The sequence below is a fragment of the Anoxybacter fermentans genome (assembly GCF_003991135.1).
In the GTDB taxonomy this organism is placed as follows: Bacteria; Bacillota; Halanaerobiia; order DY22613; family DY22613; genus Anoxybacter; species Anoxybacter fermentans.
Genome location: NZ_CP016379.1, coordinates 1,378,886 through 1,404,892 on the forward strand (window position 1 = coordinate 1,378,886; position 26,007 = coordinate 1,404,892).

Below are 26,007 nucleotides of genomic sequence, written 5' to 3' on the forward strand. Positions count from 1 at the left end.
TTTATCAAAAGCTATCTTATATATGATTAAACTGCAAAAAGCTAATTTTAAGCGCTATTGAAATTTTTCGTTAAACCATCTTAGTGAGATTTCAGTCGAAATAAGGTCTCATCACAGGATGTGATGAGCTAATCAAGGGCCAGGAGGGCCCTTTGATTAGTGTGCCTTATTTCGACTGAAATCGAACTTTAGATGGTTCGAAAAATTTATTTTTACAGTTTAACCATCAAATTCGTTTTGCTCTTATAATTTATAGATTAATTTTGTCAGAAAAATTTTTAAAACTTAATTTTAAAAAGGTAATTTTCTCTTTTTGTCTAAAATAAATTAAGGTAAAAATTTGCATTGAAAGGAGTTGACAACATGATAGAAAAATTTGAAAAGGTAATTGACCAGATATGCAAAGAACTGCAACAGCGTGATAATTTAGTAGGCATTATTCTATTTGGATCTCTAGCTAAAGGTAATTACCATAAAGGAAGTGATATAGACCTTTATGTGGTGGGAGAAGATGAAAAAGATCGAGTTACTTTCTTTTACAGAGAAGGAATTCCTGTACAGCTGCTGTGGCGATCTGTCGAAGATTTTAAAAAGAAAATATTAAAACCAACTAGAGATATCCCTATGGGATTGATTGGTAAAATACTCTATGATCCTACAGGCATGATACAAAAATATATGGAAAAATCCAGAAAGCTAGCAGATCAAGGACCTAAACCTTTAACCGATCATGAAAAGATAATGATTAGAGCAACCCTCTCGCAGGATATGGAAATTATCAACGGATTATTAGACAAAGGCAAAACTGCTGAAGCAGTTATTTTAATGAACGATTTACTATTAGAAGCAATCAGTGCCTATTATGATATTAAAAAATGGTGGATGCCTAAACGCAAACACCTTATTTCTGATCTCAAAAACCATCACCCGGACCTTGGAACTCTTGCTGAAAAAATTATTCTGGAAACTAATCCAAAAGAAAAGTTCAAGAAACTCTATAAATTAAGAAATATAGTTCTGGATTTAATGGGAGGTGAATTGAAAGAATTTGAAATAATCTTTTAAACCCAGTACAGGATTCCCTGCCGCCATGGAGTTTACTATATTTTTATCTTTGAAAGTTTTTAAAAAAAAAATAAGGTACACCTGCTGAACGGACAATCGAAAATGGCAAGATTGTCGGGCATGTTAAAGAGGCAGCCATTGGTATAAATATATATGAGATCTTTAAAAATAATGTTTAAAGGATGTCAATATCATAGTATAAGACTTCAGATTCAGTAAAAAAATTATGGGGCAATTTATTCGCCCCAACAGAAAAAATTGAACTTTTATGGTTAATGAAAATTACTGATACCTGGAAGTTCTGTTTTCCAGGTGCTCAAATTTCATTTAACTAAAGGAGAGAACATAACTTATCTATGTTCTGGTAAATATTAATAAATAAAGAATAGTATTACCATCATTCCAATACCTGCAAGAGTAGGCCAGAACAGCTCTTTATAGGTATCCTTTAAAGTCACTCCAAAATATTCAGCAGTCAAAATTAAACAAAAATGTACAGGTGATATATAATAGCTAAAAAAGGCAGAACCGTACATCAAAACTACATATCCCATATCAATCTGGTTTCCACTAATAAATGGAATCAAAAGTGGAAAAGTAATTCCGATAGCACCTGATGTAGAACCAGTGAGAAATCCTACTAATCCAGGCAAAACCACTGCTAAAAACCAGATAGGCATTCCAGCATTTATAATACTCTCCGCTAACTGATATAAGGCATCCAGGTTGTTTATAAATTCCCTAAAGACCATAATTCCTAAAATACCAAGACTTAATTTCCACTCAATACTCTGCCAGATCATCTGAAATTCTATTTTGTCCCACTTATAAATCACAAGAATAACTATACCTATAGATAATGCACCCCAAAATGGTAAAGGTGTAAAAAAAGGAAGTAAAATACCAACTAAAAGTGGCAGCAGCGCTAGAAAAAGTTCTTTGACTGCCCGTCTTTTAACAACAGCTTTTGCTTCTTTTATAGAAGAATTCTCCATCCCGCGGAAAAGGGTAATAAAACCTACTACACCTAATACAATGGTCAGCGGAGCCAGATGTCGAATTAAGTAAAATACATCTCTTCCAAGTAATCCAGCAGCCAAAATCAGTCCCGGAGTAAAAGGAAAAACAAAATACCAAATATGCCGGAAAAGCAAATTAATTGCCATTTTTTTACGATTACTTAAATTCAAATCTTTTGCAATAGAATTAACCATTGGCGCAGATAACATTGCACCACCGGGAATGGCAAGAGCACCCATCACAGATGGTACCACAGCAAGAATTATTTGAAACTTACGAAACAGGGTTGATAATGCACCAATCATTTGATCCACCAAGCCGGTTTTATCCATCAAATTAGCAATAATTCCAATATTAATAATTACTAACACCAATTCCAATGTAGTCTTACTAAAAAGTCCAGCACTTAGAAATTCAAAAAAGTGGGTTAACCCAATCTTCGGTGAAGTTAAACCAATAATTATCGAACCCGTAAACATTGCAATCCCTAAATTAATTCTTTTCATGACCATACCTATAATCACAACAAATGCGATTAATAGCCCTATGATTTCCACTAATATTATTCCTCCTTGATCTCTATAAAAATAAAGCAAAAACTGATCTTACTGCAAAAAACTAATTTTTCACTTCATAAAGAAATTTTTCGAACCATCTAAAGTTCGATTTCGGTAACTTGATTAGCTCATCACATTCTGTGATGAGGCCTTATTTGACTGAAATCTCACTAAGATCGTTTAACAACTCAAAATTAGCTTTTTACAATTTAATCAAAAACTTTTTTACAATAAACTTAATCCATCAAAGACAGGAGAGCTGGTGTAATATCTACCAGCTCTTTTATTTTATTTCCTATCTTATCTTTCCCACATCCTATTAGAATAGTAGGAACTGGGTTACAGGTATGAGTCTTTATTGAAAGATCCTCAATATTACCATGATCACTGGAAAGAACCACCAATGTCTCTGTTAAATCCAAATCAGATAATACCTGTCCAATAAATCGGTCCAGTTCTTCGAGCAAAGAGACGGCAAATTCCATATCCTGTCTATGCCCTGCAATATCTGTAAGAAAATATTCATATAGAGTAAAATCATGTTCCTTAACAATCCGAGCCAGGTTTTGCCCTGCTTCCTCCGGCTTCATCAAGGGTAAATTAAGTCCCTGCTTGATAAGAAGCCGGTTGGTAAAATCCTGATAAACCGCTTTCCCTTTGGGAATCTGATCTGTTAAGCGAAAAGGTAAATTTGAAGTCAGCACAGAAACTGTGGTTACTGAACCTTTAATTTTTCCTGCATGAATACCTTTTACATAATCCTCAGTATAAGCATTTGCAAAGGTGGCTTTTTTTTCTCTGGCTTTCATCTGTTTTAGAATGTTCTTTTCAGCGATAATCTTTCTTAATGTTGGCCCTGGAAAACCATTCACATGCCGCCCTATAATCTGTGAGGCCTGTACACCTGTTAAAAGAGCAGTCTGACCAGTAGCACTCTGGGGGATTCCTTTAACTCCCTGACTTGCATCTGTAGGAATTACAATACTGTCCCCACCTTTAAAAAGCCAATCGAAGGTTGGTGTATCTGCAGCTACAATCGGATTTACTTTTGAATCATCTGGGCCAATCCCAAATCCATCAATAAATAAAAACAAAATCCTCATCAGTGTCGCATCCCCTGTAAATCTTTTATCCTTTACTCATTTACTAACATTAATATATTCATTGTATATCCTGAAAATCCTGCTTTTCTTTCATAAAAACTTCGTATTGCTAAATTTTTAAAAAAAGCACACTAATCAATGGGTCCTTATGTCTCTTGATTAGCTCATCACCTCCTGTGATGAGACCATTCTTTTCAATCTCACTAAGATGGCTAAACGAAGAATTTCAATAGCGTTCAAAATTAGTTTTTTGCAGTTTAATCATCTATTAATAAATCTACTTCCCGGCTTAGTTACAGCTACCCCTGCTTTACAGAAAGGACATTCTTCCGGCATGTAGGTCTTTAAATCCAGAGTCAATAATGCTTTAAATTTCACACCGTCAAAATCAGCTTTACCACCACTCCGATCAATAAATGAACCGATTCCAACAATTTTACCACTTAAATTCCTCACTACCTCCATCACTTCCCGAACTGATTTACCTGTAGTCACAACATCTTCCACAATTAGCACCTTTTCCCCCGGTTGAATATAGAAATTGCGGCGCAAACGCATTTGGCCATTTTCCCGTTCGGTAAATATGGCCCGTTTTTTCAGAGCACGGCCAACACCATTGGAAATAAGAACTCCTCCCATTGCCGGAGCAATAATCAAATCAATCTCTCTATCATTAAATAGATTTGCTAAAGCAGTGCAAAATTTATCCAGATACCAGGGATATTGAAGAATTTGAGCACATTGAACATAAGCTTCACTGTGTCGTCCTGAAGATAATTGAAAGTGTCCTTTTAAAAGAGCACCTGTTTCCTCTAAAATTCGAAGCAGTTCTTCACGTTTCATCTCTAATCAACCTCCCTTAAGATCTCCTCAGCGCAAGACCTATAATGTCTTTCCAATCAGTTATGTTGTTCTGCTTACAATATTCATCTAAATCCCGAACCAATCGGGATGGCAGAGTAGGATCAATCATAGTTCCTGTTCCAATAGCAACTGCTGAGGCTCCTGCCATAAGCATTTCTACCACATCTTCAATATTTCTTATTCCCCCCATACCAATAATGGGAATCTTAACAACCTGAGCTGTCTGATAGACCATTCTTACTGCAATAGGCCTAATGGCCGGCCCAGAAAGACCACCCATGATATTTCCCAATGCCGGACGGCCCGTTTTGATATCTATCTTCATTCCAAGTAAAGTATTAATCATTGAAATGGCATCTGCCCCTGCTCTTTCCACGGCCAGAGCAATCTCCCGAATATCTGTCACATTAGGACTAAGTTTAGCAATAACAGGAACAGTACTTTTTTCAACCACATGCCGAACTACTTTATATGCTTCTTTCGGATCAGTGCCAAAGACTATCCCACCCTTTTTTACATTGGGACAGGAGATATTTACCTCAATAGCACTAATTTCAGGAAGTTGGCTAAGCTCCTCTGCAAGTATCCCGTATTCTTCAATGGTATTGCCAGAAATATTGGCAATCAAACAGGTATTTATATTGCATAATTTTGGCAAAACATCCTCTTTGAATTGCCTCAATCCCGGATTCTGTAAACCTATGGAATTAAGAATACCGGCTGGAGTTTCTGCAATCCGGGGAGTTGGATTGCCTTTCCGCTCCTCTAAAGTAAGCCCCTTTAAAACAATGGCACCGGGGAGTTCCTGAAGAAATGGGATCAGTTCATAGCCAAATCCACAGGTGCCAGAAGCAGTAAGAATTGGATTTTTTAAAATCAATCTCCCCAATTTTATACTCAAATCTCTACTCATCAAAGATCACCTCTTCCCCTTTAAAAACTGGCCCGCGGATACAGATTCGTTCATAATTCCACTTTCCTGCCTCTTTCTTATCCTTTATTTTACAGGTACAGGAAAAACATAACCCAAGTCCGCATCCCATCTTTTCCTCCATGGAAAATTGCGTATTTCTAACCATATCACCTAACATTTTCTGTAATGATTTTAACATGGGCTTCGGTCCACAGGCGTAAATCTGATCAAAATGAGATGAAGCCAACTCCTCCCTAACCAGGTCAGTAACCGGGCCCTGCCGTTCCTTTTGATTTCCCTTCATCAAAATCCACTTTGGGACAAATTCATTCATTACTTTAGCTAAAACCAGATCTTCATCATCTGTCAATCCTAGAAGTAAAGTTATCTTATTTTGAAGTTGAGATAAGCTGGTTGCTAATTGATATAAAGGAGCGGTGCCGATTCCACCTCCAATAAGCAGTGCAGATTGGTTTTTGATAAGAGTAAAACCATTACCTAAAGGTCCCAGAACTTCTAGAGTCGTGCCCGGCTGAGACTCACTGAGAATTCGTGTGCCTTTACCAACAATTTTGAATAAAATGTAAACAATCCCTCTATAGCTATCAACTTTATGAATACTAAAGGGGCGTTTTAAAATTAGATCATTACTACCGGTTGGAATCTGTAAATTTATAAACTGGCCTGGTTTTACTTCTGCTGCGATCTCAGGTGAGTGAATCCCCAAAAGACAGTATTTTTTATTCAGCCGTTTTTTGTTAACAATCAGACTAAATCTATAAACAGTCACTTTATAGCCTCCTTTCAATAGCACAAAGGGAGATAGGTTCTAATGTCCAACCTAATTTTAGTGCATGTTCCAACGCTTCTGAAAAAGCCTGAATACTATCCAGATTGGTGAAAATCGGAATACCAAATTCCACCGCTTTCCTGCGAATCCGATATCCATCTATAAGTTGGCCTGTCTCTCCATTCTTAGAAGGAGTATTAAAAATATAATCAATCTTCTGTTCCTGAATCAAATCAATGATATCTTTTTCCCCTTTTCCCACTTTCTCTACAATAGTGTTATCAATTCCATTTTGTCTCAAAAAAAATCCCGTTCCCCGGGTTGCATAGATTTTAAATCCTAGTTGATATAATTTTCGTATCCAGGGCAGTATCTGTTCTTTATCTTCATCTCCTATTGTTACCAACAGGGCTTTAGTTTCAGGTTGAAATTTACCTGTTCCCTCCAGTGCTTTCAATAATGCCTCTGCCATATCTTTACCCAATCCCATAACTTCACCTGTAGATTTCATCTCCGGGCCAAGGACCGGATCTAGTCCATCTAATTTGGCAAAAGAAAACACCGGAGCTTTAACAGCAGTAATTTCCGGTTCTTTTAAAATTCCGGTTCCATAACCCAATTCCCTTAATTTTGCTCCTAAAATGACCTGAGTGGCAATTTGAACCATGGGAACCCCTGTAACCTTACTTAGAAATGGGACCGTTCGGCTAGAACGGGGATTCACTTCCAGAATATATACTTCCTCATCCGGGGTAACAATAAACTGAATATTATATATGCCCTTAATTTTAAGTCCTTTACCAACCAGTATGGTCATCTCTGCAATGCGCTTTTTAACTCTGCTACTGAGCCTTTTTCCTGGAAAGACTGTAATACTATCTCCCGAATGGATTCCTGCTCTTTCTATATGCTCCATGATTCCCGGAATCAATACATCTTTACTATCACAGACAGCATCAACTTCTACTTCTATCCCAGTGATATATGGATCAAGAAGGAGGGGTAATCCCGGTTTAAACTCATACTTCTGTAGATATTCCTCTAATTTTTGAGGAGTTTCTATAACCTCCATTGCCTGCCCGCCCAGAACATATGAAGGCCTTACAAGCACCGGATAACCAACAGTATCCATCTGTTTCCAGACTTGATCAGCATTATATGCAACCTTTCCTTTGGGTACCGGAATTTGCAATTCTTCCATCAGCTGATAAAACTTTTCTCTGTCTTCACAGATGTTAATCTGAGTAACATCTGTTCCCAGGATGGGAACTCCATGTTTGTATAAATCTTCTGCCAGATTAATTGCAGTCTGACCTCCAAACTGAATGATAATTCCTTCAGGTTTTTCAAGTTGAACGACATTCAACACATCTTCCAGAGTAAGGGGTTCAAAATAAAGACGATCTGATACATCAAAATCAGTACTAACTGTCTCAGGATTGTTATTAATCACCAATGCTGTATAACCTAATTTCCTCGCTGTCATAATTGCATGAACCGAACAGTAATCAAATTCTATTCCCTGTCCAATTCGAATAGGCCCGGAGCCAATTACTAATATTTTTCTTTCTCCTGAAACCTCAACTTCATTTTCATCTTCATATGTGGAGTAAAAGTAAGGAGTCGTCGCTTTGAACTCACCTGCACAGGTATCAACCATTTTATAAACCGGCTCTATATTCTCTTTTTTACGCAAAGCCCGGATCTCTGTCTCATTTTTTCCCGTCAAAACCCCGATTTCCCAATCTGTAAAACCTGCAACTTTTGCTTCCTTAAGAAGTTGCCCGGTCAATTTCTCTCTTTTCAACCTCTTTTCCATCCGCACCAGGAAATCAATGTGGGTGAGAAAGAAGGGATTGATTCCTGTTAATTGATTCAACCGTTCCAGACTCCAACCTCTACGAAATCCTTCAGCTAAAGCAAATATTCTTTCATCATCTGGATTTTTCAGTTTATCTAATAACTTTCTATCCTCCAATTGATGAATCTTTTTTGAATATAGTCCAATAAAACCTGAATCAAGAGAACGGACCGCTTTCATCAATGCTGAGGCAAAATTTCTTCCGATTGCCATTACTTCCCCTGTAGCTTTCATCTGTGTGCCGAGATTTCGATTGGCAGAATCAAATTTATCAAAAGGCCATCTTGGAATTTTACAAACTACATAATCGAGACTGGGTTCAAAACAGGCTGTTGTTTTACCTGTGATAGGATTGGTGATCTGGTCCAAATTAAGCCCTATAGCAATTAATGCAGCAACTTTTGCAATTGGATAACCGGTAGCCTTTGAAGCCAGTGCACTGGAACGACTCACCCTTGTATTTACCTCAATCACATAATATTGATTACTATTAGGATCCAGAGCAAACTGAACATTACACGCTCCCCGAATCGCTAAGGCACGTACAATTTTAATAGCTGCCCGGCGAAGCATTTGATATTCCTGATCGGAAAGGGTTTGACTGGGAGCAACTACTATGCTGTCCCCAGTATGAATTCCAACCGGGTCAATATTTTCCATATTACATATGGTAATACAGTTATCATTATTATCCCGGACAACTTCATATTCAATCTCTTTCCAACCAATAATACTTTTTTCAATTAAAATCTGTCCTAGAGGACTTTGTGAGAAACCCTTTTTTGCAATCTCGATAAGCTCTTCTTTGTTTGAAGCGGTTCCACCTCCACTTCCTCCGAGAGTATAGGCTGGACGTACAATAACCGGATATCCAATCTTTTCAGCAGCCCACAAAACATCTTGAAGTTCACTTACATTATAACTTTCCAGTACCGGTTCTTGAATTTTATGCATCAATTGGCGAAATTTTTCTCGATCCTCTGCCTGTTGAATACTCATTAAAGACGTACCGAGAACTTTAACATTATATTTCTTTAAAATCCCTTGACTACCCAGTTCTACTAATAAATTTAAGCCTATCTGTCCCCCCAGAGTACCCAGTATTCCATCAGGTCGTTCTATTTCAATAATTCTTTTCAAAGTTTTGAGATTCAAAGGTTCTATATAGATTTTATCTGCAATTTCCCGATCAGTCATTACAGTAGCCGGATTACTATTTATCAAAATCACCTGATATCCCTGTTCCTTTAAAGCCCGACAGGCCTGTGTTCCGGCATAATCAAACTCTGCTGCCTGTCCAATAACAATGGGACCTGATCCGATTACAAGAATTTTTTCCAATTTACGCTTCATTTACTTTGGCCTCCTTTACTGTATCTGAGATGACTTATAGATTTTCAATAAATGATTAAACTGCAAAAAGCTAATTTTGAGCGACATAGAAATTTTTCGTTAAACCATCTTAGTGAGATTTCAGTCGAAATAAGGCCTCATCACAGGATGTGATGAGCTAATCAAGGGCCAGGAGGGACCGTTGATTAGTGTGCCTTATTTCGACTGAAATCGAACTTTAGATGGTTCGAAAAATTTCTTTTGAAGCGAAAAATTAGCTTTTTGCAGTAAAATCAATAAATGCTTTGAACAAATAGTTAGAATCATATGGCCCCGGTGCAGCTTCAGGGTGGTATTGAACAGTCTGTATATTGTAATCCGGGTAACTAAGTCCTTCAATGGTATTATCGTTCAAATTGATATGGGTAATTTTCGCTGACCTGGGTAAGGTTTTAGCATCTACAACATAACCGTGATTCTGTGAAGTAATATAGACCTTTTGGGTACGGAGATCTTTAATCGGATGATTTACTCCCCGATGACCATATTTCAGCTTATAAGTCTTAGCACCAAAGGCCAGGGCTGTCAATTGATGCCCCAGACATATTCCAAATATCGGAACTCTCCCTATCAATGATTTAATATTTTCAACATAGGGTAATTTTGCCGGATCTCCGGGGCCATTGCTAAGAACTAACCCATCCGGTTTCATGGCAAGAACAACTTCAGGATCAGTCCATGCCGGGAAAATGAAAATTTTGCAATTAAGAGCTTTTAAATTACGAATGATATTGGATTTCACACCAAAATCCAGGACAGCAATCCTTTTTCCCTCTCCTTTAATAACGTGAGGTTTCTTAGTTGTAACCTGCGCCACAGGATTTTCATCCATCTGAAAAGCACGAATTTTTATCAGATATTTTTCAATATTAGAAGATACCCATTGGCCATTAACGATAACACCAAACATGGTTCCCTTTTCCCGCAATTTTTTAACCAATGCTCTGGTATCAATTTGCTCAATCCCTATCACCTGATTTTTAACCAGATATTGCTGTAAACTTGATTTAGCTTGCCAATTACTGTAATGATTTGTTATTTCTCTAGCGATTATACCTTTGACCTGAATTTTATTAGATTCCTGACTACTATCATTAACTCCATAATTTCCAATCAACGGATAAGTAAAGGTAATAATCTGACCATAATAGGAAGGATCTGTCAATATCTCTTGATAACCTGTCATTCCTGTATTAAAAACTACTTCACCGATTGTCTCTCCTTTTATACCAATTCCCTTACCATGAAATACTGTTCCATCTTCTAAAATCAAACTGGCTTTCATCAAGTTCTGCCTCCTCGTATGGTATTGATCTTTTGTTTCATCTTTAGCACAGCTCTTCTGGCTGCCGATTTATAATCTTCACCATCTTTTTTTCTAGCAAAGATTATCCCCCGGGAAGAATTGACAATACCACCCAATCCATCAGGATTAAAAAAGTGCTCTAATTCTGCCGCAACCGCACCTTGAGCTCCATAACCTGGAATCAGGAAGAATGTACGTGGAAGCATCTTTCGCAGTCTGGCTGCAGCTTCGGGGTAAGTGGCTCCTACTACCATGCCCAGGTTGGAATATCCACTCTCACCGCACCAGTTTGTCCCAAGTTCCTGTAATTGCAGAGCCAGCCGCTCATAGACCTTCTCACCGCTAGCAAGAGTCAAATCCTGCAAATCCCCTGAAGAAGGATTGGAGGTTTTTAACAACACCCATACTCCTTTATCATACTTTTGCGCTACTTCAATAAATGGTTCAAGCCCATCTTTTCCTAGATACGGATTAACCGTCATGCTATCCAGATCATAGATAAACTCTTCTCTTCCCCATAGATTCACCTTTCCCAGATAGCCATCTGCATAAGCTTTAGCTGTAGAAGAAATATCATTACGTTTGGCATCGAGAATGATTTCAAACCCCATTTCCCGGGAAATTTTACATGATTCTATCAATGCTTTCAGACCCGCAGGACCATATTGTTCATAAAAACTTATCTGAAACTTCACTACGGGCGCATAAGGTTCTACTGCTTCCAGAATGCCATAATTAAAATTGATAAGAACCTGGGCAAGACCCTCCAGGGTCTCACCCATCTTTTCTTTTATTGGCTTTTTCACCTCTTCAGGAATCCGTTCAAACCGGGGATCTAACCCAACACAGACACAGCTATTCTTTTCTTCAATCTTTGCAATTAACCGATCAATTGCCTGCATTGAAACCACTCCGCTGATAGACAATTTTACCTTTTACCATAGTCATTACCGGCCAACCGATCAGTTTCCAACCAATAAACGGATTATTCTTACCTTTACTTACCAGGTCTTTTACTCTTACTTCCTCTTCCCATTCTAAATCTACAACTACCAGATCAGCCTCCTGACCTTCACCAATTCCACCTACGGATAAGTCTAGAATCTGTGCAGGCTTCGTACTCATTTTTTTCACAACATCCATTAGGCTTAATTTACCATCTTTAACAAGGGTGGTAATAATCACAGGTAGAGCAGTTTCTAAGCCCGCAATCCCAAAGGGAGCCCACTGAAATTCTACCATCTTTTCTTCATAGGCATGAGGTGCATGGTCGGTAGCTATAATGTCAATAGTACCATCCTGTAAGCCTTCAATTAAAGCAGCCTGATCCTCTTTACTTCTAAGAGGTGGATTTACTTTGAAGTTGGTATCATAACTAAGTACATCTTCTTCACAGAGAACCAGATGATGAGGAGTTACTTCAGCAGTTATAGATACCCCCCTGGCTTTAGCCTGTCTTATGAGTTCGACCCCACCTTTAGTGGTAACGTGGGCAATGTGCAATTTAGCTCCTGTAAGTTCAGCCAACTTAATATCCCTGGCAATGATAATCTCTTCGGCTTCAGCAGGATACCCGGGCAGTCCAGTCATCATAGAAGCATAGCCTTCATTAACCATACCGTTATCAACCAGGTTGTGATCTTCACAGTGAGTGATGAATGTCAGATCAAAAGGAGTTGCATATTCCATGGCGCGTCGCATTACTCCACTATTCATGACAGTACGGCCATCATCAGAGAGAGCTACAACTCCTGCTTCTTTCAGCATTCCAATCTCTGCAATTTCCTCTCCTTTGGACCCTTTGGTAATAGCACCAATCGGGAAGACTCTTATCACTCCTTCTTCCGCTGACCGGTGCTGGATATATCGAATAACTGATGGATTATCTGCAACAGGATCAGTATTGGGCATACAGCAAATACTGGTAAATCCTCCCTTAGCTGCTGCCCTTGTTCCTGTTGCAATTGTCTCTTTATGCTCAAAACCCGGTTCCCGTAAGTGAACATGAAGATCAACCAGACCTGGAAGAACATACTTACCTGTTACATCGATGATCTTTACATCTTCTGTTTCTTCAATCTTCTCTGCAATCCGGACAATCTTTCCATTCTCGATTAGAATATCTAATTTTTCCTTCCGTCCTCTCTCTGGATCTACGACAATTCCGTTCTTAATTAATTTTTTCATTTTGGTTCCCCCTTCCAGCTAGTAGATAGAATAATGCCATCCGTACTGCTACTCCATTGGTTACCTGTTCTTCAATCACAGCCCGATCATCCAGGGCAATAATCGGATCAATCTCTACACCCTGATTCATTGGCCCGGGATGAAGAATCAGTACATCATCTTTTAAAAGAGATATAATCCTTTCATTCATCCCGTAAAATCTGTGGTATTCCCTGATAGATGGGAAAAGTCCTTTCTTTTGACGCTCTCGCTGTATTCTTAAAATATTTACTACATCTGCTCCTTTTAGGGCTTCATCTAAGGAGTAATAAACTTCAACCCCCAGATTTTTTAAATCCTTTGGAATCAGGGTTGCAGGACCTACAACACGTACATTAGCCCCCATAGTCTTTAAACCAAAGATATTTGAACGGGCTACCCGGCTGTGTAAAATATCACCAACAATTAACACATTTAAACCTTCAATTCTTCCTTTTTTTTCTTTTATAGTAAACATATCTAACAAAGCCTGGGTTGGATGTTCATGAGCCCCATCACCTGCATTGATGATGGAAGCATTGACATAACGGGCCAATAAATGGGGAGCACCAGGTGCCGAATGGCGAATCACAATAATATCTGCCCCCATTGCTTCTAAAGTTTTTCCAGTGTCAATTAGACTCTCACCTTTAGCCACACTGCTGGACGATCCAGAAAGACTCAACATATTGGCACTTAACATCTTTCCTGCCAGATCAAAAGATGCTTTTGTCCGGGTGCTGGGTTCAAAAAAGAAGCTAACTACCGTTTTCCCTGTCAAAGTAGGAACCTTTTTTACTTTCCGGGTGAAGACCTCCTTCATGGCTTCTGCAGTATCCAGGATCAATGAAATCTCTTCTTTTGAAACATCAGCCAATCCCAACAGGTGTTTTCTTTTTAAGCGGCTCATTTAATTACCTCCTTAATATAGAATATTTGGAATACCATAACTACCCTGGCCATAAAAAAATCCCTTCCGGTCCGAAAACCGAAAGGGATTAATTACCTACTATCATTAGGATACTCCTATAGATAGGGCCAATGATAGATCAGGCTTAACACTTCCCTTTTCGGCCTCACTGGACCGATTTAAAGGTTCTGTAACTGTTAAAATTTTATCACTCTATAATCTCCTGTAGCACAACCTGATCCTTTCCATCCGTTTCTTCTAAACAAACATGAATTACTTCTTTTCTAGATGTTGGTACGTTTTTCCCTACATAATCTGCCCGAATTGGAAATTCACGATGGCCCCTATCAACCAATATTGCCAATTGAATTGCCGCCGGACGTCCAAGATCAATAATAGCATCCATAGCAGCCCGTATAGTCCGGCCAGTGTAAAGTACATCATCTACCAATACTACGATCTTATCTGTTACATCAAAATCTATTTCTGTTTTGTGAACAATGGGTTGTTGATCAATTGTAGAAAGATCATCCCGATAAAGGGTAATATCCAAAATACCTACCGGAATTTTCTTCCCCTCAATCTTTTCAATATTGGCAGCAATCCTTTTTGCCAATGGAACTCCACGGGTTCTCACTCCAATCAATACCAGATTTTCCGTTCCTTTATTTTTTTCCAGAATTTCATGGGAGATGCGAATCAGTGCCCGACGTATTCCATCTTTATCCACCAGGACTTTTTTATCCCGCAATTCCCGCATTTTAAATTCCCTCCTTAAATAAGTAAGTATACCCCACCATTAAAAAACCTTCTTACTGTAGACCAGTAAGAAGGTTCTAATCTATAGAGATAAGCTACTACTTATCTTCTATTATGTTTCTTCACCTCTTACTAGCCTCACAGGACTAATTTAAAGGGTGAATCTTATTTTTTATTTTTCATTTTATTTAACTTTATCAAAAAAACATGCTTCTGTCAAGGGAATATAGTATTATTTTTTCTCAATTCAACAAGAATTTTTTCCATATCTTCAGGGATAGGGGCAGTAAAAGTTTTCTTCTCTCCGGTCCGCGGATGAGTAATGGTCAGCTGATAAGCATGGAGCATCTGTCTTTTCACCGGCAAACTCTCTTTGTAACCATATTTATCATCACCCACCACCGGATATCCTATATACCTGAAATGAACCCTGATCTGATGAGTCCTACCTGTCTCTAAATTGACCTTCACTAAGGTATAATCGCGGAAACGCTGTTTAACCTCAAATCGTGTAAGGGCAGGTTTACTGTTCTCCTTTACCACCGCCATCTTTTTTCGATCCTTAGGGTCACGACCGATCGGTGCATCTATTTTACCTTTGTCATATGGTAAAAACCCTTTGACCAAAGCCAGGTATATTTTTTCAATTTCCCGTCTTTTAAATTGTTCTACCAATATCCGATGGGCCATATCCGTTTTGGCAACAACCAGAACTCCCGATGTATCTTTATCCAAACGGTGAACAATTCCCGGCCTTATTATGCCATTAATCCCTGATAGATTCTTACAATGGTATAGGAGAGCATTGACTAAAGTTCCGCTCTCATTCCCGGGTGCCGGATGTACTACCATATCCCAGGGTTTATTAATAACAACTATATCATCATCTTCATAAATGATATCTAATGGAATTGCTTCCGGTTTAACCTCTAACTCAGTTGCTTCCGGAACCTCAAAAACTATTTCATCTCCGGCTTTAACTTTATAACTGGCTTTTTCTACCCTACCATTTACTTTTACCCTACCTTCATCAATTAATTGTTTGATATAGGAACGGCTAAAATCATCATTTACCTCAGCCAGATATTTATCAAGACGCATATTTTCATCACTACTGGCTATATCAAACTCACGAATTTCGAGCATCTTCCATCTCCCCTGTTTTATTTTCATTAAATGGCTATATTGCAAAAAGCTAATTTTGAGCGATATAGAAAATTTTCGATAAACCATCTTAGCGAGATTGAAGTCGAAATAAGGCCTCATATGAAGATGTGATGAGCTAATCAAGGGCCAGGAAGGCCCTTTGATTAGGAAGTCTTATTTCGATTGAAATCGAACTTCAAATGATTCGAAAAATTTCTCCTTAAGAGAAAAATTAGCTTTTTGCAGTATAATCATTAAATAAAATCCATGCAAACAAGGCCATCCCTATTACAATGGCTGAATCAGCAATATTAAAGATAGGCCAGACCTGAAAATCAAAAAAGTCAATCACATACCCCAATCTTAATCGATCCACCAAATTGCCAATTGTTCCACCTAAAGCCAGGCCCAGAGCCAGTCTTGAAATCCTGTCTTTAGGTAATTGCTTATAAAAATAGATTATAAAAGCAAGTACTACAATAGCGACCAGGATAAATAGTTCCCGCCGGCCTTGCAAGATACCAAAAGCTGCTCCATAGTTATGTACATAAGTCAAATAAAAGATCTTGGGTATGATTGGAATCGATTCCAGATAGTGAAAGTTATGACTTACCAGGTATTTAGTCAATTGATCCACGGCAAAAGTTAAAAGTATAACAATCCAGATCATTATAATCTCCCCCTCATCCTTTAGATATAAACCGTATAACATTTATTTTAGCACATATTATACCAATTAGCAACAAAAAGGAAAGCTTCTCCGGAATCCAGAGAAGCTTGTGAAAAGGTCAAATTACTCTTCCCGGTATTCTCCTCGACTTCGACGGCGCGGGTTTCCGGTATGAACATCTTCAATAAATTCTTCAGTAAACCCGGTATCTTCAATCCCATCACCCCAGTCTACTTCACCATGCCGTTCATCTGCATCATAAAATGCATCATCAGAAGTAATAGCACCTGGGACATCCTGGGGTGTATTTGAGGTACCGTACCGGGCCACTTTCTGCCAGGCATCTTCGCCATCAAAGGCTACATTTTCAGTATCATCAGTAAAGGTACGATTATATGGTGAAGAGAGGAATTCTTCTTCAACCGGTCTTTCCCTGGGTGGGTCATAATTCTCCCATGTTTCTTTACAACCCTTACACATCGTGGTATATGGAAATGCTTCTAACCTTTCTTCCGGTATCTCTTTTCCACAGCGGTCACAATATCCGTATGTTCCATTATCAATTTTTTCCAGTGCATCGTCAATTAAATCTAAAAGAAGTCTGTAATTGTCGCGAAGAGCAATATCTTTCCCCCGTTCAAAGGTAATATCACCGTGATCAGCAGGGTGGTTATCATAACCGGATAATTCTCCTACAGAATCGAGAAAACTTTTATTTAATCCACCATATCCTTTAACCCCATCTTCTATTTGCTTAATCTGCTGGATAATTCGCTTTTTTTCATCTATAAGAATTTTCTGATAATGGTTCAACTTTACCTGTTCCATTAAAATTTCCTCCTTACGTATCTTTTGTTAAGATTATACTGTAAAAAGCTAATTTTGAGTGACATAGAAATTTTTGCCAAATCATCTTAGCGAGATTTCCAACGAAATAAGGCCTCATCACAGGAGGTGATGAGCTAATCAAGGGCCAGGAGGGCCCTTTGATTAAAAAACCTTATTTCGGCGGAAATCAAGCTTTAGATGATTCGAAAAATTTCTCAAGAAGCGAAAAATTAGCTTTTTGCAGTTTAACCTTGTTAATGAATAATTTTAACCACTTCGCTTAAAGTTTTATGAACAGCAGGACGTTCTTCATTTTCTACAGGATATCCCAATGGGATAATAGCCACAGGCTTTTGCTCTTCGGGAATTTGAAGTATTTGCTTTACTTTTTGGTCATCAAAATCTCCAACCCAGCAGCTACCAATTCCATAACCGTGGGCAGCAAGAAGCATATTTTGAGTAGCGGCAGCGGTGTCCTGAAGTACATAAAGATCCCGGCCCCGTTCCCCATATCTTTTCATTACCTGATCATAATCAGCAACGACTACGATTAATACCGGTGCATTTTCAATCCAGGATTCTGAACATTGGGCTAGTTTATGCTTTATATCATTATTTTTTACCACATAAAAAAACCAGGGTTCAATATTTCCCGCACTTGGAGCCATTCTTCCACAATCCAGAATCCGACCAATAGTAGGATCTGGTATAGGGTCAGGCTTAAACTTACGCACACTTCGGCGTCTCTGAATAGCATCAATCAAATCTTTAGTCATCTAATCACCTCATTTTGGTCTAAAGATAGGTTTGAACAATTTTAACAATTTTAGCGATAAAAAAACCTATTAAAGGTACATTGAGTTCAGCCAGGCGGAATAGGATCATCAGAACAATTGCTCCTAAAATAGTAGCTCCAATAGCCACACCTAATCCACGGGCCAACCCAGAGATAAAGTTGATTAAAAGCATATACCTGGGTGACCGTATCAATTCAATGTATTCGGCAATATTTATTTTATTAATATTCTCTGCCAATTCCTCAACTTTATTTGCAAGTTGTCCTAAAAGCCGTTTCTCTTCTACATTCATTTAAAGTCACCCTTTCTCCATCTTATCAATAATTTACCCAACTCTCTCTTTTTTTATCTCTTAGTATCTTCAGATTAAATATACGAAAAATTTTACTGCAAAAAGCTAATTTTTCGCTTCAAAAGAAATTTTTCAAACCATCTAAAGTTCGATTTCAGTCAAAATAAGGCACACTAATCAATAGATCCTCCTGGCCCTTGATTAGCTCATCACATCCTCATATGAGGCCTTATTTCGACTGAAATCGAACTTTAGATGGTTTAACAAAAAATTTCTATAGCACTCAAAATTAGATTTTTGCAGTTTAATCTTTATCTAAATTTAAAAAAGGTAGAGAAAATAATCCCTCTACCTTTAAATTAGTTAAAATATAGCTTCTCCTATATTTTCTAACAAGAATGCTGTTTGTTTTGACCTGGCTTCAGTAGTATCTTATTTCTAAAACATCTTTAATTTAAAAAATACTTTTCAAAATAATATAAACACACCTAAAAAAGGGGCTGTCCCAAAAGTAATTGATTACTTTTGGGCATGGCCCCTTTTTTCATTGTTCATTTCAAATTCATTGAAAATTTTTCTGTTAAGAAAATAAAAACCCATACCTGACATTCTATACTGTTGCCAGTTTAGCCAGGTTATGGGCTATACACAGTAAACCCCATTCAATTTTTACTTTCTCAAGGCCACGAAGCAGAAATCTCCTGAATGACCAATTGCCTTTGATCCTTCCAAAGACAGATTCCGCTTCAATTGCTCTTTGAGAACGGAGTTTCATACCTTTATCGGAACAAAGGTTTTCCTTTACCTTTTGCTTATATTCACGTAATTTAAAATTTATTCTTATTACTCGATCACCTTTGGCCCTGGTACAATTTTCTTTTAACTCACACCCATCACAATTTTCGCATTTGTAATATCTAATTTGTTTAGTATATCCATTTTCAGTCTTAATTTCTTTTGTCTTACAGTAAATGAGTCTTCTTTGAGCAGGACAAATAAACTCGTCGTTTTCTTTATCATACGGCCAGTTTTCTACTTTAAATATATCATTTTTAAACTTCTTCTTTTGTTCTTTATGAAAAGTATTATACTTAACATAAATATTAGTATTAGCTTTCTCTAAGTAATCATAATTTTCCTCACTACCATAACCTGAATCAGCTATCACATTCTCCGGAATCTTACCTGTAATTTCTTTTACTTTTTCTAAATGAGGTATTAAGCATCTTGAATCTGCCGGCCTTTGATGAATACTATAACCAACTACAAACTGATTCTCTGTACCTATCTGAACATTATATGCGGGCTTCAATTGCCCATTTTTCATGTGGTCTTCTTTCATTCTCATAAAAGTTGCATCAGTATCTGTTTTAGAATAACTGTTTCGTCCATTTAAAATCTCTTCCTGTTGCTCATATTTTTTCATTCTGGGAAGATATTTGCTCTTAAGTTCTTTAATTGTTTTTTTCAACTTTCTATTTTTGGAGTTCTTTTCTAGACGTTCTTCAAGTTCCTTAATTTTTTCTTCGAGTTTCTTTGAATCTATTTCTTTTCCTTCACCCATCTCCTCCAGATCATTATCCCCATACAATCTATTCTCTTCTTCGTTGGTTTTCTCAATCTCTTTTAAAAGTTCATTAATTTTTGCCCTGAGCCTTGCTTTGTACTTCTTTGTCGCTTTTCCCCAGACAAAGCTATATTTGTTTGCATTAGCTTCTATTTTTGTACCATCTAAAAAGTAATTCTCTAACTTTACATATCCTTCTTCTATAAGAAGTTCCAATACTGATGTAAATACCTCATCAATAACATCTTTCATGATCTCTGATCTGAATCGGTTTATCGTCCGAAAATCAGGTTTATTGTTACCACTAAGCCACATAAAATAAATATTTTCCCGAAGTGCCTTGGCAATCCGTCTTGATGAATATATTCTCTGAGTATAGGCATATACTATAACCTTAAGCATCATTTTCGGATGGTAGCTGCTTCTACCCCCACCTTTATATTTTTCAAGCAGGGGTTCAATATTCATCCTTTCTATAGCTGAATTTACCACCCTTACTAAATGATTCTCAGGAATAAACACATCAAAACTCAAAGGCAACATTGTCTGATTCATATTATATTCAATAAATGTCTTTTTATTATGGTTTTTCCTCTTCATATTTATATTTTACCATAAAAGAAAGGTGTTGTCTTTATAAAAATTCGGACAACACCTTTCTTTTAATATTTACTTTTGGGGGTTATAAAGGGACTTTTGGGACAGCCCCTTCAGGTTATTCTCCGGGCTGACTTTCTTCAGTCTTAACATTACCCCAACTTTCAACTTCATCATCTGTTGTATCTTCATAACTTACAGCCAATTCTTTTTTCAAAGTTTCAATCTCTTCAGGCCTTTCAATCTGGCTTTCATTCAAAAGCTGTAAATGCGAATCTATTAGAGATTTAAGCCTAATGCGAAAAAACTGTTCATATTCCTCAAGCTGACGGAATTGTCTCATTCGCTCTTTTACCTTTTCTTTAGCCTCAGCCATAATCTCTCTGGCTTTATTTTTGGCAGTTTCAATGATTAACTCAGCTTCCCTTTCAGCCTGTTCTTTCCGCTCTTTCACAGTTTCCTGAGCCACTACCATAGTCTCCTGAAGGGTACGCTCCATTTCCTGATATTTGCTCAGTTCAGACCTCAATTGCTCATTTTCTTCTTTAAGCTGTTTCATCTCTTTTAGGAGCTTTTCATAAGAAGCAGCAACATGATCTAAAAATTCATCCACCTCTTTCCCATCATAGGCCCAGAGAGAAAACTTTTTACGAAACTCCTTATTATATATATCCAGTGGTGTGATTTTCATCCTTCTTTCCTCCTTTGAAATTTTTCAATAATAACGTTGTAAAGTAAGTTTTATTCGACCTTTGCGGGTCTCCCCTTCAATTTCTTTTATTTCAACCCTTCCACGCCCCCGAATAGAGATTACATCATCCGGTTTAATCATCCTGGCTGGATTGGTCTCAATCTGAAAATTAACTTTCACTTTCTCATTTTTTATCTCCTTTGCCATCTTTGAACGGGATGTGGAAAATCCGGCACTGGCCACAGAGTCCAACCTTAGTGAAGCAACAGTAGTACTGATCTCTTTAATTCTTTCTTCGGGTAGTTTTAATTCCTCTTTCTCAATTTCACGAACCTTTACAGGAACCTGATGTACCCTGGTTAAATTCAAACAGATGGTATCTTTAACCTCCAAAGCAGCAATCAGATGACAGCCGCCATCTTTTAAAACCAGAATATCTCCCAACATCTCGCGGCGAAGCCCCAGGGCCAGAAGACTTCCAAGATAATCCCGATGGGAAACCTGTTGAAAAGAAAAGTTACCTTCAATTTCTAAAAAAGCCAAAGGTTCCTCAATCATCTCCCAGAGCATGTACTCAGGGATTAAAAGAAGCCGTTTTCTTTCTGCGCGATCATATCCTCCTACAAACCGATATTTGACCTCCGGAATTTGCCGGATTATTCCCTCTACCACTTCCTGTTGATGAGGATCTAAAAAATTAGTATAAGCAAGATCAGCTCCCCTCAATACACTTTCAGCTTTATCCAGAGTATGTGCAGCAATCATTTTATCATCTTCAGACTTTAGATGTGACAACATTTTCTCCCGGTTCAACATTCCATCTGCCACCTCTTCTTAATTAAAACAGAATACTTAACAGAATATTTTTTATAATAGATAAGAAGATCAGCGCAACAAATGGCGAAAAATCGATTCCAATTCCGGTAGGCATATATCGACGAATTGGCTCCAGGATTGGTTCCGTTAACTCATATAATAAACGCAGTGCCTTATAATAACGCGGATCTCTAATAGCCGGACGAATCCAGGATATAATCACACGAATAATAATTAGCCAGTAGAGTATATCAAAAAAAGTATCTATCAAACGATATAACATTTTTTTACCTCCTTATTATCAAATAATATTATCATTCGTTACTTTTATGAAAAAATCCTTCTATTATTTTCTTGGCCCAAAGATAGCGGACCCAATCCTCACCATAGTAGCACCCTCTTCAATAGCAACTTCAAAATCATTAGTCATTCCCATCGAAAGTTCAGCCATCTCAACCCCGGGTATAGCTGCTTTACGAATCTCTTCTGAAAGTTCTTTTAATCTGCGGAAATAAGGTCTCACTTCTTCTGGATCATCCACTTCAGGTACAATGGTCATAAGACCCTTTACTTTAACTCTATCAAATTCAGCAACCTTTTTTACAAACTCCAGGGCTTCCCCACTTAAAATACCAAATTTAGCATCATCATTGGCAACATTAACCTGAACTAAAATATCCATTGTCGTATCTTCTAACTCACAGCGACGCTGAATCTCTTGAACTAGACGCAGATTATCCACAGAATGGATCAGTTTACAGTTAGGCATTCTAACTACATATTTGACTTTGTTCCGTTGCAAATGTCCAATCAAATGCCAATTTACATCTTTCGGCAATTGGGATTGTTTTTCCCTAAGTTCCTGAACCCTGCTTTCCCCAAAATCATAAATCCCTGCTTTTAGTAAAGTCTGTATCTTCTCAATGGAGTGATATTTACTGACAGGAATCAGCTTTATCTCTTCCGGATTCCGATTAACTCGCTCTGCAGCAAGCCGAATCCTTCTTTGAACATCTGCTAACCGTTCAAGTAAACCCAAAGTTAACTACCCCCTATTGATTATTTCGAATATTTTACCAGGTCCTTTTCAGGATTAGCCAGAATTTCAACACCTCGTCCAATTCCTGTCACCACTACATAAAGTTCATTACCGCCTTTCTGGCTTATAGGATAAAAGACAGGAGTATCATCCACCACTCGATACACTCCAAACTCATCACCCTTTTTCGTGATGGCTTTTCTAGGCACATATACTCCAGTATAAGCATTGGTCATTATAGTTACATCCACCCAGCGTTTATTAATCATCTCGATAGGAAAACGTTCCAATTTTATTATAAATAGATTCTGATGATCCAATATTTTTGTAATCCAACCGACAATTGTAAGACCATCAAAAGTTGCCCAGATTTTTTCTCCCACTTCATAGCGAAAAACCTGACTTGCCGGGGCTTCAACTAAAAGATAAAGAATAAAATTATCTACAATCTTAAAAAGAGGCCGGCCAGCATTGACCCTGTCCCCATCTGTAATCTTAATTAACTTACCGCGAAAATATTTATAATCCTGTTCAACAATATCATCTAATATATCGGGATTTAAAGTATTCTCCAGACCATCCACCTGATAACTAATAACTCCCGCTTTTCTAGAATAAAAAGTTTTTACTCCACCAGAACCTTCCAGCCTTAAAATCGGCCTTTCAGCCGGACACCGTTCTCCTTCTTTGACAAAAAGGGTTACCCTTCCCGGGTAAGGAGCATAGATAACCTCTTCAGATCTAACCAAAAGACCCTTTCCGCTAAATTCATCCGCTATCCGGCCATAGCGGGTGAGGATAATCTCAGGGCCGCCCCTTATAAGAATAGCCATATATATACAAAAAATAAATACCAAAAGCAAAATAAAAAGAATACCTTTTTTTAGTAATTCTCTACGATTTTTTTTCTTATCATCTTTTTTTGGTTTCAGTACTTGTCCACTTTGATGTATATCTGATCTTATCAGATTCTTCTTTCCGTAATCCTTAACCATTTATCTCTCCCCTTAAAGGGCTTTTTTACTAAATAATTAACCAATTTTTATCTGATACTAATCTAATATTCTATATTTCTCATATAATATCCTGCTCTTTAATTATCTTTAAGCATTATAATACTTGCCATTCGACCAGTTTTACCACCTTCAGCCCGATATGAAAAAAACAAATCAGTGCGACAGGAAGTACATAGACCACTTGTTTCAATCTGTTCCGGCTTCACTCCGGTTTCAATAAAAACCCGCCGATTAATCTCCCAGAGATTCAGATTCCATCGGCCATTTTCTTTAACTTCCACTAGCTCCTCCCAATAGGGAAATTCTACCCTTAAGGGGTTAATCACATGTTCATCCACTTCATAACAACATGGCCCTATAGATGGACCAATACCAATAAGACAGTCTTCCGCTCTCGTTCCAAAATTTTTAGACATTGCTTCAATAATCCTGGCTCCTATCCGCTTGACTGTACCTTTCCAGCCAGCATGGGCCAGTCCAACCGCTTTCTGGATAGGATCCAGAATATAAAGCGGGACACAATCTGCGTAATAGGAACTCAATACAACTCCAGGCTCATTGGTAATAAATCCATCTGTACAAGGAAAAGCAGTATCATATTCAAAGGCTCCTGAGCCTCGATCTTTACCAGTCACTACCCGGATTTTATCACCGTGCACCTGTTCCCCCGCAGTCAAATCCTTTAATTGAAGACCAAGGACCTGACAAAATCTTTTACGGTTTTCTATTACCGCTTTTGGATCATCTCCTACATGAAAGGCCAGATTTAAAGTTATAAAGGGGGGATTACTCACACCTCCAATCCGGGTTGAAAAACCGTGAACCACAAAATCATATTTTGCAAAATGTTCAAAAATAAGCCACTGAACCCCATCTTTTTTGAGTAACTTCAACTTTTTATGCCTCCCCTTTAACTTTCCAATAGTTTTTCCAACTCTTGCTTAAAGATATTAATATCTTTAAACTGGCGGTAGACAGAAGCAAAACGTACATAGGCCACTTCATCTACATTTTTAAGCCTTTCCATTACCATCTCGCCAATTTCTTCACTTTTCACTTCCGTCTCCATCCTATTTCTCAGTTCACGTTCAATATCTTTAACTAAATCTTCCAAAACTTTACGAGGAATAGGCCTTTTTTCACAGGCTTTCAAAATTCCGGTTAAAAGTTTGTTTCGGTCAAAAAACTCCTGACTACCACCTTTTTTAATCACCATCAAAGGCAGTTCTTCTATCCGTTCATAAGTAGTAAATCTCTCACCACATTTTAGACATTCTCTTCGCCGCCGGATTGATGTATTTTCTTCTGTAGAACGTGAATCGACCACTTTACTTTCATTATAATTACAATAGGGACACTTCATCGAAAAAGAGTCCTCCTTTTTTGAATAATCTAAACTTATTATATCGACTTGTCCCTGATTTTGCAATAGAATTACAAAATTCTCCGAAAAACTTTGGATTTTATCTATTTTGCCGTTTCTGATGATCTGGTTCTAAAAAGTTCTCTACTTTAACCAGAATCACATCTTCACCGATCTTTTCAATCTGATTCCACTCAATCACAAGGTCCTGAGTCCCTCCAAAAAATCCTAACAGACCAGACCGTCCGGGAATGATAACAGAATCAATCTTCCCCACCTTCAAATTTATCTCCACATCTTCAATCATTCCTAATTTCCGCCCATCCACTACATTAATAACCTCTTTTGACCATAACTCAGAAGTTTTAATCATTCAAAATCCCCCCTCAAGCTGGGATAGCAAATTCCGCCTTATAAATATTATATGTTTGAGGAAGAAA

The 26,007-nt window shown here is 37.7% G+C and carries 26 protein-coding genes; 1 reads left to right on the plus strand and 25 read right to left on the minus strand.

Annotated elements, in window-relative coordinates; genetic code table 11:
• Positions 1 to 363: 363 nt before the first annotated feature.
• Positions 364 to 1,065 carry a nucleotidyltransferase domain-containing protein gene (locus BBF96_RS06135; RefSeq protein ID WP_127016332.1) on the plus strand — a complete coding sequence of 234 codons (702 nt, stop codon included), beginning with the start codon at positions 364 to 366 and terminating at the stop codon, positions 1,063 to 1,065.
• Positions 1,066 to 1,436: 371 nt separating this feature from the next.
• Here BBF96_RS06135 and BBF96_RS06140 read toward each other — a convergent pair whose 3' ends face one another.
• The 25 genes from BBF96_RS06140 to BBF96_RS06260 form a co-directional block, all read right to left on the minus strand.
• Complete coding sequence (locus BBF96_RS06140; protein WP_127016333.1) at positions 1,437 to 2,642, minus strand: DUF401 family protein; 1,206 nt, start codon at positions 2,640 to 2,642, stop codon at positions 1,437 to 1,439.
• A gap of 236 nt (positions 2,643 to 2,878) precedes the next feature.
• The gene (locus tag BBF96_RS06145; protein WP_127016334.1) at positions 2,879 to 3,745 is read right to left on the minus strand and encodes an alkaline phosphatase family protein; all 867 of its coding nucleotides are present in this window, start codon (positions 3,743 to 3,745) and stop codon (positions 2,879 to 2,881) included.
• A 261-nt stretch (positions 3,746 to 4,006) separates the two neighbouring features.
• Positions 4,007 to 4,588 carry an orotate phosphoribosyltransferase gene (gene pyrE, locus BBF96_RS06150; protein WP_127016335.1) on the minus strand — a complete coding sequence of 194 codons (582 nt, stop codon included), beginning with the start codon at positions 4,586 to 4,588 and terminating at the stop codon, positions 4,007 to 4,009.
• 16 nt (positions 4,589 to 4,604) lie between these two features.
• On the minus strand, positions 4,605 to 5,522 hold the full coding sequence (locus BBF96_RS06155) for a dihydroorotate dehydrogenase (protein ID WP_127016336.1): 918 nt from the start codon (positions 5,520 to 5,522) through the stop codon (positions 4,605 to 4,607).
• Entirely contained in the window at positions 5,515 to 6,312 is a 798-nt protein-coding gene (locus BBF96_RS06160; RefSeq protein WP_164730923.1) for a dihydroorotate dehydrogenase electron transfer subunit, read from the minus strand. Before BBF96_RS06160 ends, BBF96_RS06155 begins: the two co-directional genes overlap by 8 nt.
• 1 nt (position 6,313) lies before the next feature.
• The gene (gene carB / locus BBF96_RS06165; protein ID WP_127016338.1) at positions 6,314 to 9,526 is read right to left on the minus strand and encodes a carbamoyl-phosphate synthase (glutamine-hydrolyzing) large subunit; all 3,213 of its coding nucleotides are present in this window, start codon (positions 9,524 to 9,526) and stop codon (positions 6,314 to 6,316) included.
• Positions 9,527 to 9,779: 253 nt separating this feature from the next.
• Positions 9,780 to 10,850 (minus strand): glutamine-hydrolyzing carbamoyl-phosphate synthase small subunit, encoded by a 1,071-nt coding sequence (gene carA, locus BBF96_RS06170; protein WP_127016339.1) that lies wholly within the window; start codon positions 10,848 to 10,850, stop codon positions 9,780 to 9,782.
• Entirely contained in the window at positions 10,850 to 11,773 is a 924-nt protein-coding gene (gene pyrF / locus BBF96_RS06175; protein ID WP_127016340.1) for an orotidine-5'-phosphate decarboxylase, read from the minus strand. The genes carA and pyrF overlap by 1 nt, the downstream gene beginning before the upstream one ends.
• On the minus strand, positions 11,760 to 13,058 hold the full coding sequence (locus tag BBF96_RS06180; RefSeq protein WP_127016341.1) for a dihydroorotase: 1,299 nt from the start codon (positions 13,056 to 13,058) through the stop codon (positions 11,760 to 11,762). Before BBF96_RS06180 ends, pyrF begins: the two co-directional genes overlap by 14 nt.
• Positions 13,042 to 13,986 carry an aspartate carbamoyltransferase catalytic subunit gene (locus BBF96_RS06185; RefSeq protein ID WP_127016342.1) on the minus strand — a complete coding sequence of 315 codons (945 nt, stop codon included), beginning with the start codon at positions 13,984 to 13,986 and terminating at the stop codon, positions 13,042 to 13,044. The genes BBF96_RS06180 and BBF96_RS06185 overlap by 17 nt, the downstream gene beginning before the upstream one ends.
• A gap of 208 nt (positions 13,987 to 14,194) precedes the next feature.
• On the minus strand, positions 14,195 to 14,746 hold the full coding sequence (gene pyrR, locus BBF96_RS06190) for a bifunctional pyr operon transcriptional regulator/uracil phosphoribosyltransferase PyrR (protein ID WP_269467430.1): 552 nt from the start codon (positions 14,744 to 14,746) through the stop codon (positions 14,195 to 14,197).
• A 215-nt stretch (positions 14,747 to 14,961) separates the two neighbouring features.
• Positions 14,962 to 15,891, minus strand: a complete 930-nt coding sequence (locus BBF96_RS06195; protein ID WP_127016343.1) for an RluA family pseudouridine synthase — start codon at positions 15,889 to 15,891, stop codon at positions 14,962 to 14,964.
• 232 nt (positions 15,892 to 16,123) lie between these two features.
• A complete protein-coding gene (gene lspA, locus BBF96_RS06200; protein ID WP_127016344.1) occupies positions 16,124 to 16,561 on the minus strand; it encodes a signal peptidase II in 438 nt (145 codons plus the stop codon).
• A 123-nt stretch (positions 16,562 to 16,684) separates the two neighbouring features.
• Positions 16,685 to 17,389 carry a TraR/DksA C4-type zinc finger protein gene (locus BBF96_RS06205; RefSeq protein ID WP_127016345.1) on the minus strand — a complete coding sequence of 235 codons (705 nt, stop codon included), beginning with the start codon at positions 17,387 to 17,389 and terminating at the stop codon, positions 16,685 to 16,687.
• 254 nt (positions 17,390 to 17,643) lie between these two features.
• Positions 17,644 to 18,165, minus strand: a complete 522-nt coding sequence (locus tag BBF96_RS06210; RefSeq protein WP_127016346.1) for a nitroreductase family protein — start codon at positions 18,163 to 18,165, stop codon at positions 17,644 to 17,646.
• A gap of 19 nt (positions 18,166 to 18,184) precedes the next feature.
• Entirely contained in the window at positions 18,185 to 18,478 is a 294-nt protein-coding gene (locus BBF96_RS06215; RefSeq protein ID WP_127016347.1) for a DUF5665 domain-containing protein, read from the minus strand.
• Positions 18,479 to 19,088: 610 nt separating this feature from the next.
• Complete coding sequence (locus BBF96_RS06220) at positions 19,089 to 20,645, minus strand: IS1182 family transposase (protein ID WP_127016348.1); 1,557 nt, start codon at positions 20,643 to 20,645, stop codon at positions 19,089 to 19,091.
• A 115-nt stretch (positions 20,646 to 20,760) separates the two neighbouring features.
• Entirely contained in the window at positions 20,761 to 21,333 is a 573-nt protein-coding gene (locus BBF96_RS06225) for a DivIVA domain-containing protein (RefSeq protein WP_127016349.1), read from the minus strand.
• Positions 21,334 to 21,357: 24 nt separating this feature from the next.
• Entirely contained in the window at positions 21,358 to 22,149 is a 792-nt protein-coding gene (locus BBF96_RS06230) for a YlmH family RNA-binding protein (protein WP_127016350.1), read from the minus strand.
• A 22-nt stretch (positions 22,150 to 22,171) separates the two neighbouring features.
• Complete coding sequence (locus BBF96_RS06235) at positions 22,172 to 22,432, minus strand: YggT family protein (protein ID WP_127016351.1); 261 nt, start codon at positions 22,430 to 22,432, stop codon at positions 22,172 to 22,174.
• Positions 22,433 to 22,495: 63 nt separating this feature from the next.
• Positions 22,496 to 23,188 (minus strand): YggS family pyridoxal phosphate-dependent enzyme, encoded by a 693-nt coding sequence (locus tag BBF96_RS06240; protein ID WP_127016352.1) that lies wholly within the window; start codon positions 23,186 to 23,188, stop codon positions 22,496 to 22,498.
• Between the two features lie 20 nt (positions 23,189 to 23,208).
• Entirely contained in the window at positions 23,209 to 24,183 is a 975-nt protein-coding gene (locus tag BBF96_RS06245) for a biotin/lipoyl attachment domain-containing protein (protein ID WP_127016353.1), read from the minus strand.
• Positions 24,184 to 24,281: 98 nt separating this feature from the next.
• Complete coding sequence (pgeF, locus tag BBF96_RS06250) at positions 24,282 to 25,097, minus strand: peptidoglycan editing factor PgeF (RefSeq protein ID WP_127016354.1); 816 nt, start codon at positions 25,095 to 25,097, stop codon at positions 24,282 to 24,284.
• A 17-nt stretch (positions 25,098 to 25,114) separates the two neighbouring features.
• Positions 25,115 to 25,567, minus strand: a complete 453-nt coding sequence (gene nrdR / locus BBF96_RS06255; protein ID WP_127016355.1) for a transcriptional regulator NrdR — start codon at positions 25,565 to 25,567, stop codon at positions 25,115 to 25,117.
• Positions 25,568 to 25,667: 100 nt separating this feature from the next.
• Positions 25,668 to 25,940: a YlmC/YmxH family sporulation protein gene (locus BBF96_RS06260; protein WP_127016356.1), complete on the minus strand. Its 273-nt coding sequence runs from the start codon at positions 25,938 to 25,940 to the stop codon at positions 25,668 to 25,670.
• Positions 25,941 to 26,007 lie beyond the last annotated feature (67 nt).

What these genes read in the sequence shown, in the direction of transcription:
- carB (WP_127016338.1), bottom strand. Translation starts at nt 9,526, where the DNA reads ATGAAGCGTAAATTGGAAAAAATTCTTGTAATCGGATCAGGTCCCATT.
- BBF96_RS06180 (WP_127016341.1), bottom strand. Translation starts at nt 13,058, where the DNA reads ATGAAAAAATTAATTAAGAACGGAATTGTCGTAGATCCAGAGAGAGGA.
- BBF96_RS06185 (WP_127016342.1), bottom strand. Translation starts at nt 13,986, where the DNA reads ATGAGCCGCTTAAAAAGAAAACACCTGTTGGGATTGGCTGATGTTTCA.
- BBF96_RS06210 (WP_127016346.1), bottom strand. Translation starts at nt 18,165, where the DNA reads ATGACTAAAGATTTGATTGATGCTATTCAGAGACGCCGAAGTGTGCGT.
- BBF96_RS06225 (WP_127016349.1), bottom strand. Translation starts at nt 21,333, where the DNA reads ATGAAAATCACACCACTGGATATATATAATAAGGAGTTTCGTAAAAAG.
- BBF96_RS06245 (WP_127016353.1), bottom strand. Translation starts at nt 24,183, where the DNA reads ATGGTTAAGGATTACGGAAAGAAGAATCTGATAAGATCAGATATACAT.
- nrdR (WP_127016355.1), bottom strand. Translation starts at nt 25,567, where the DNA reads ATGAAGTGTCCCTATTGTAATTATAATGAAAGTAAAGTGGTCGATTCA.
- BBF96_RS06195 (WP_127016343.1), bottom strand. Translation starts at nt 15,891, where the DNA reads ATGCTCGAAATTCGTGAGTTTGATATAGCCAGTAGTGATGAAAATATG.
- pyrF (WP_127016340.1), bottom strand. Translation starts at nt 11,773, where the DNA reads ATGCAGGCAATTGATCGGTTAATTGCAAAGATTGAAGAAAAGAATAGC.
- BBF96_RS06205 (WP_127016345.1), bottom strand. Translation starts at nt 17,389, where the DNA reads ATGGAACAGGTAAAGTTGAACCATTATCAGAAAATTCTTATAGATGAA.
- BBF96_RS06155 (WP_127016336.1), bottom strand. Translation starts at nt 5,522, where the DNA reads ATGAGTAGAGATTTGAGTATAAAATTGGGGAGATTGATTTTAAAAAAT.
- BBF96_RS06220 (WP_127016348.1), bottom strand. Translation starts at nt 20,645, where the DNA reads ATGAAGAGGAAAAACCATAATAAAAAGACATTTATTGAATATAATATG.
- BBF96_RS06135 (WP_127016332.1), top strand. Translation starts at nt 364, where the DNA reads ATGATAGAAAAATTTGAAAAGGTAATTGACCAGATATGCAAAGAACTG.
- pyrE (WP_127016335.1), bottom strand. Translation starts at nt 4,588, where the DNA reads ATGAAACGTGAAGAACTGCTTCGAATTTTAGAGGAAACAGGTGCTCTT.
- BBF96_RS06230 (WP_127016350.1), bottom strand. Translation starts at nt 22,149, where the DNA reads ATGTTGAACCGGGAGAAAATGTTGTCACATCTAAAGTCTGAAGATGAT.
- BBF96_RS06235 (WP_127016351.1), bottom strand. Translation starts at nt 22,432, where the DNA reads ATGTTATATCGTTTGATAGATACTTTTTTTGATATACTCTACTGGCTA.
- BBF96_RS06260 (WP_127016356.1), bottom strand. Translation starts at nt 25,940, where the DNA reads ATGATTAAAACTTCTGAGTTATGGTCAAAAGAGGTTATTAATGTAGTG.
- BBF96_RS06145 (WP_127016334.1), bottom strand. Translation starts at nt 3,745, where the DNA reads ATGAGGATTTTGTTTTTATTTATTGATGGATTTGGGATTGGCCCAGAT.
- BBF96_RS06215 (WP_127016347.1), bottom strand. Translation starts at nt 18,478, where the DNA reads ATGAATGTAGAAGAGAAACGGCTTTTAGGACAACTTGCAAATAAAGTT.
- carA (WP_127016339.1), bottom strand. Translation starts at nt 10,850, where the DNA reads ATGAAAGCCAGTTTGATTTTAGAAGATGGAACAGTATTTCATGGTAAG.
- pyrR (WP_269467430.1), bottom strand. Translation starts at nt 14,746, where the DNA reads ATGCGGGAATTGCGGGATAAAAAAGTCCTGGTGGATAAAGATGGAATA.
- lspA (WP_127016344.1), bottom strand. Translation starts at nt 16,561, where the DNA reads ATGATCTGGATTGTTATACTTTTAACTTTTGCCGTGGATCAATTGACT.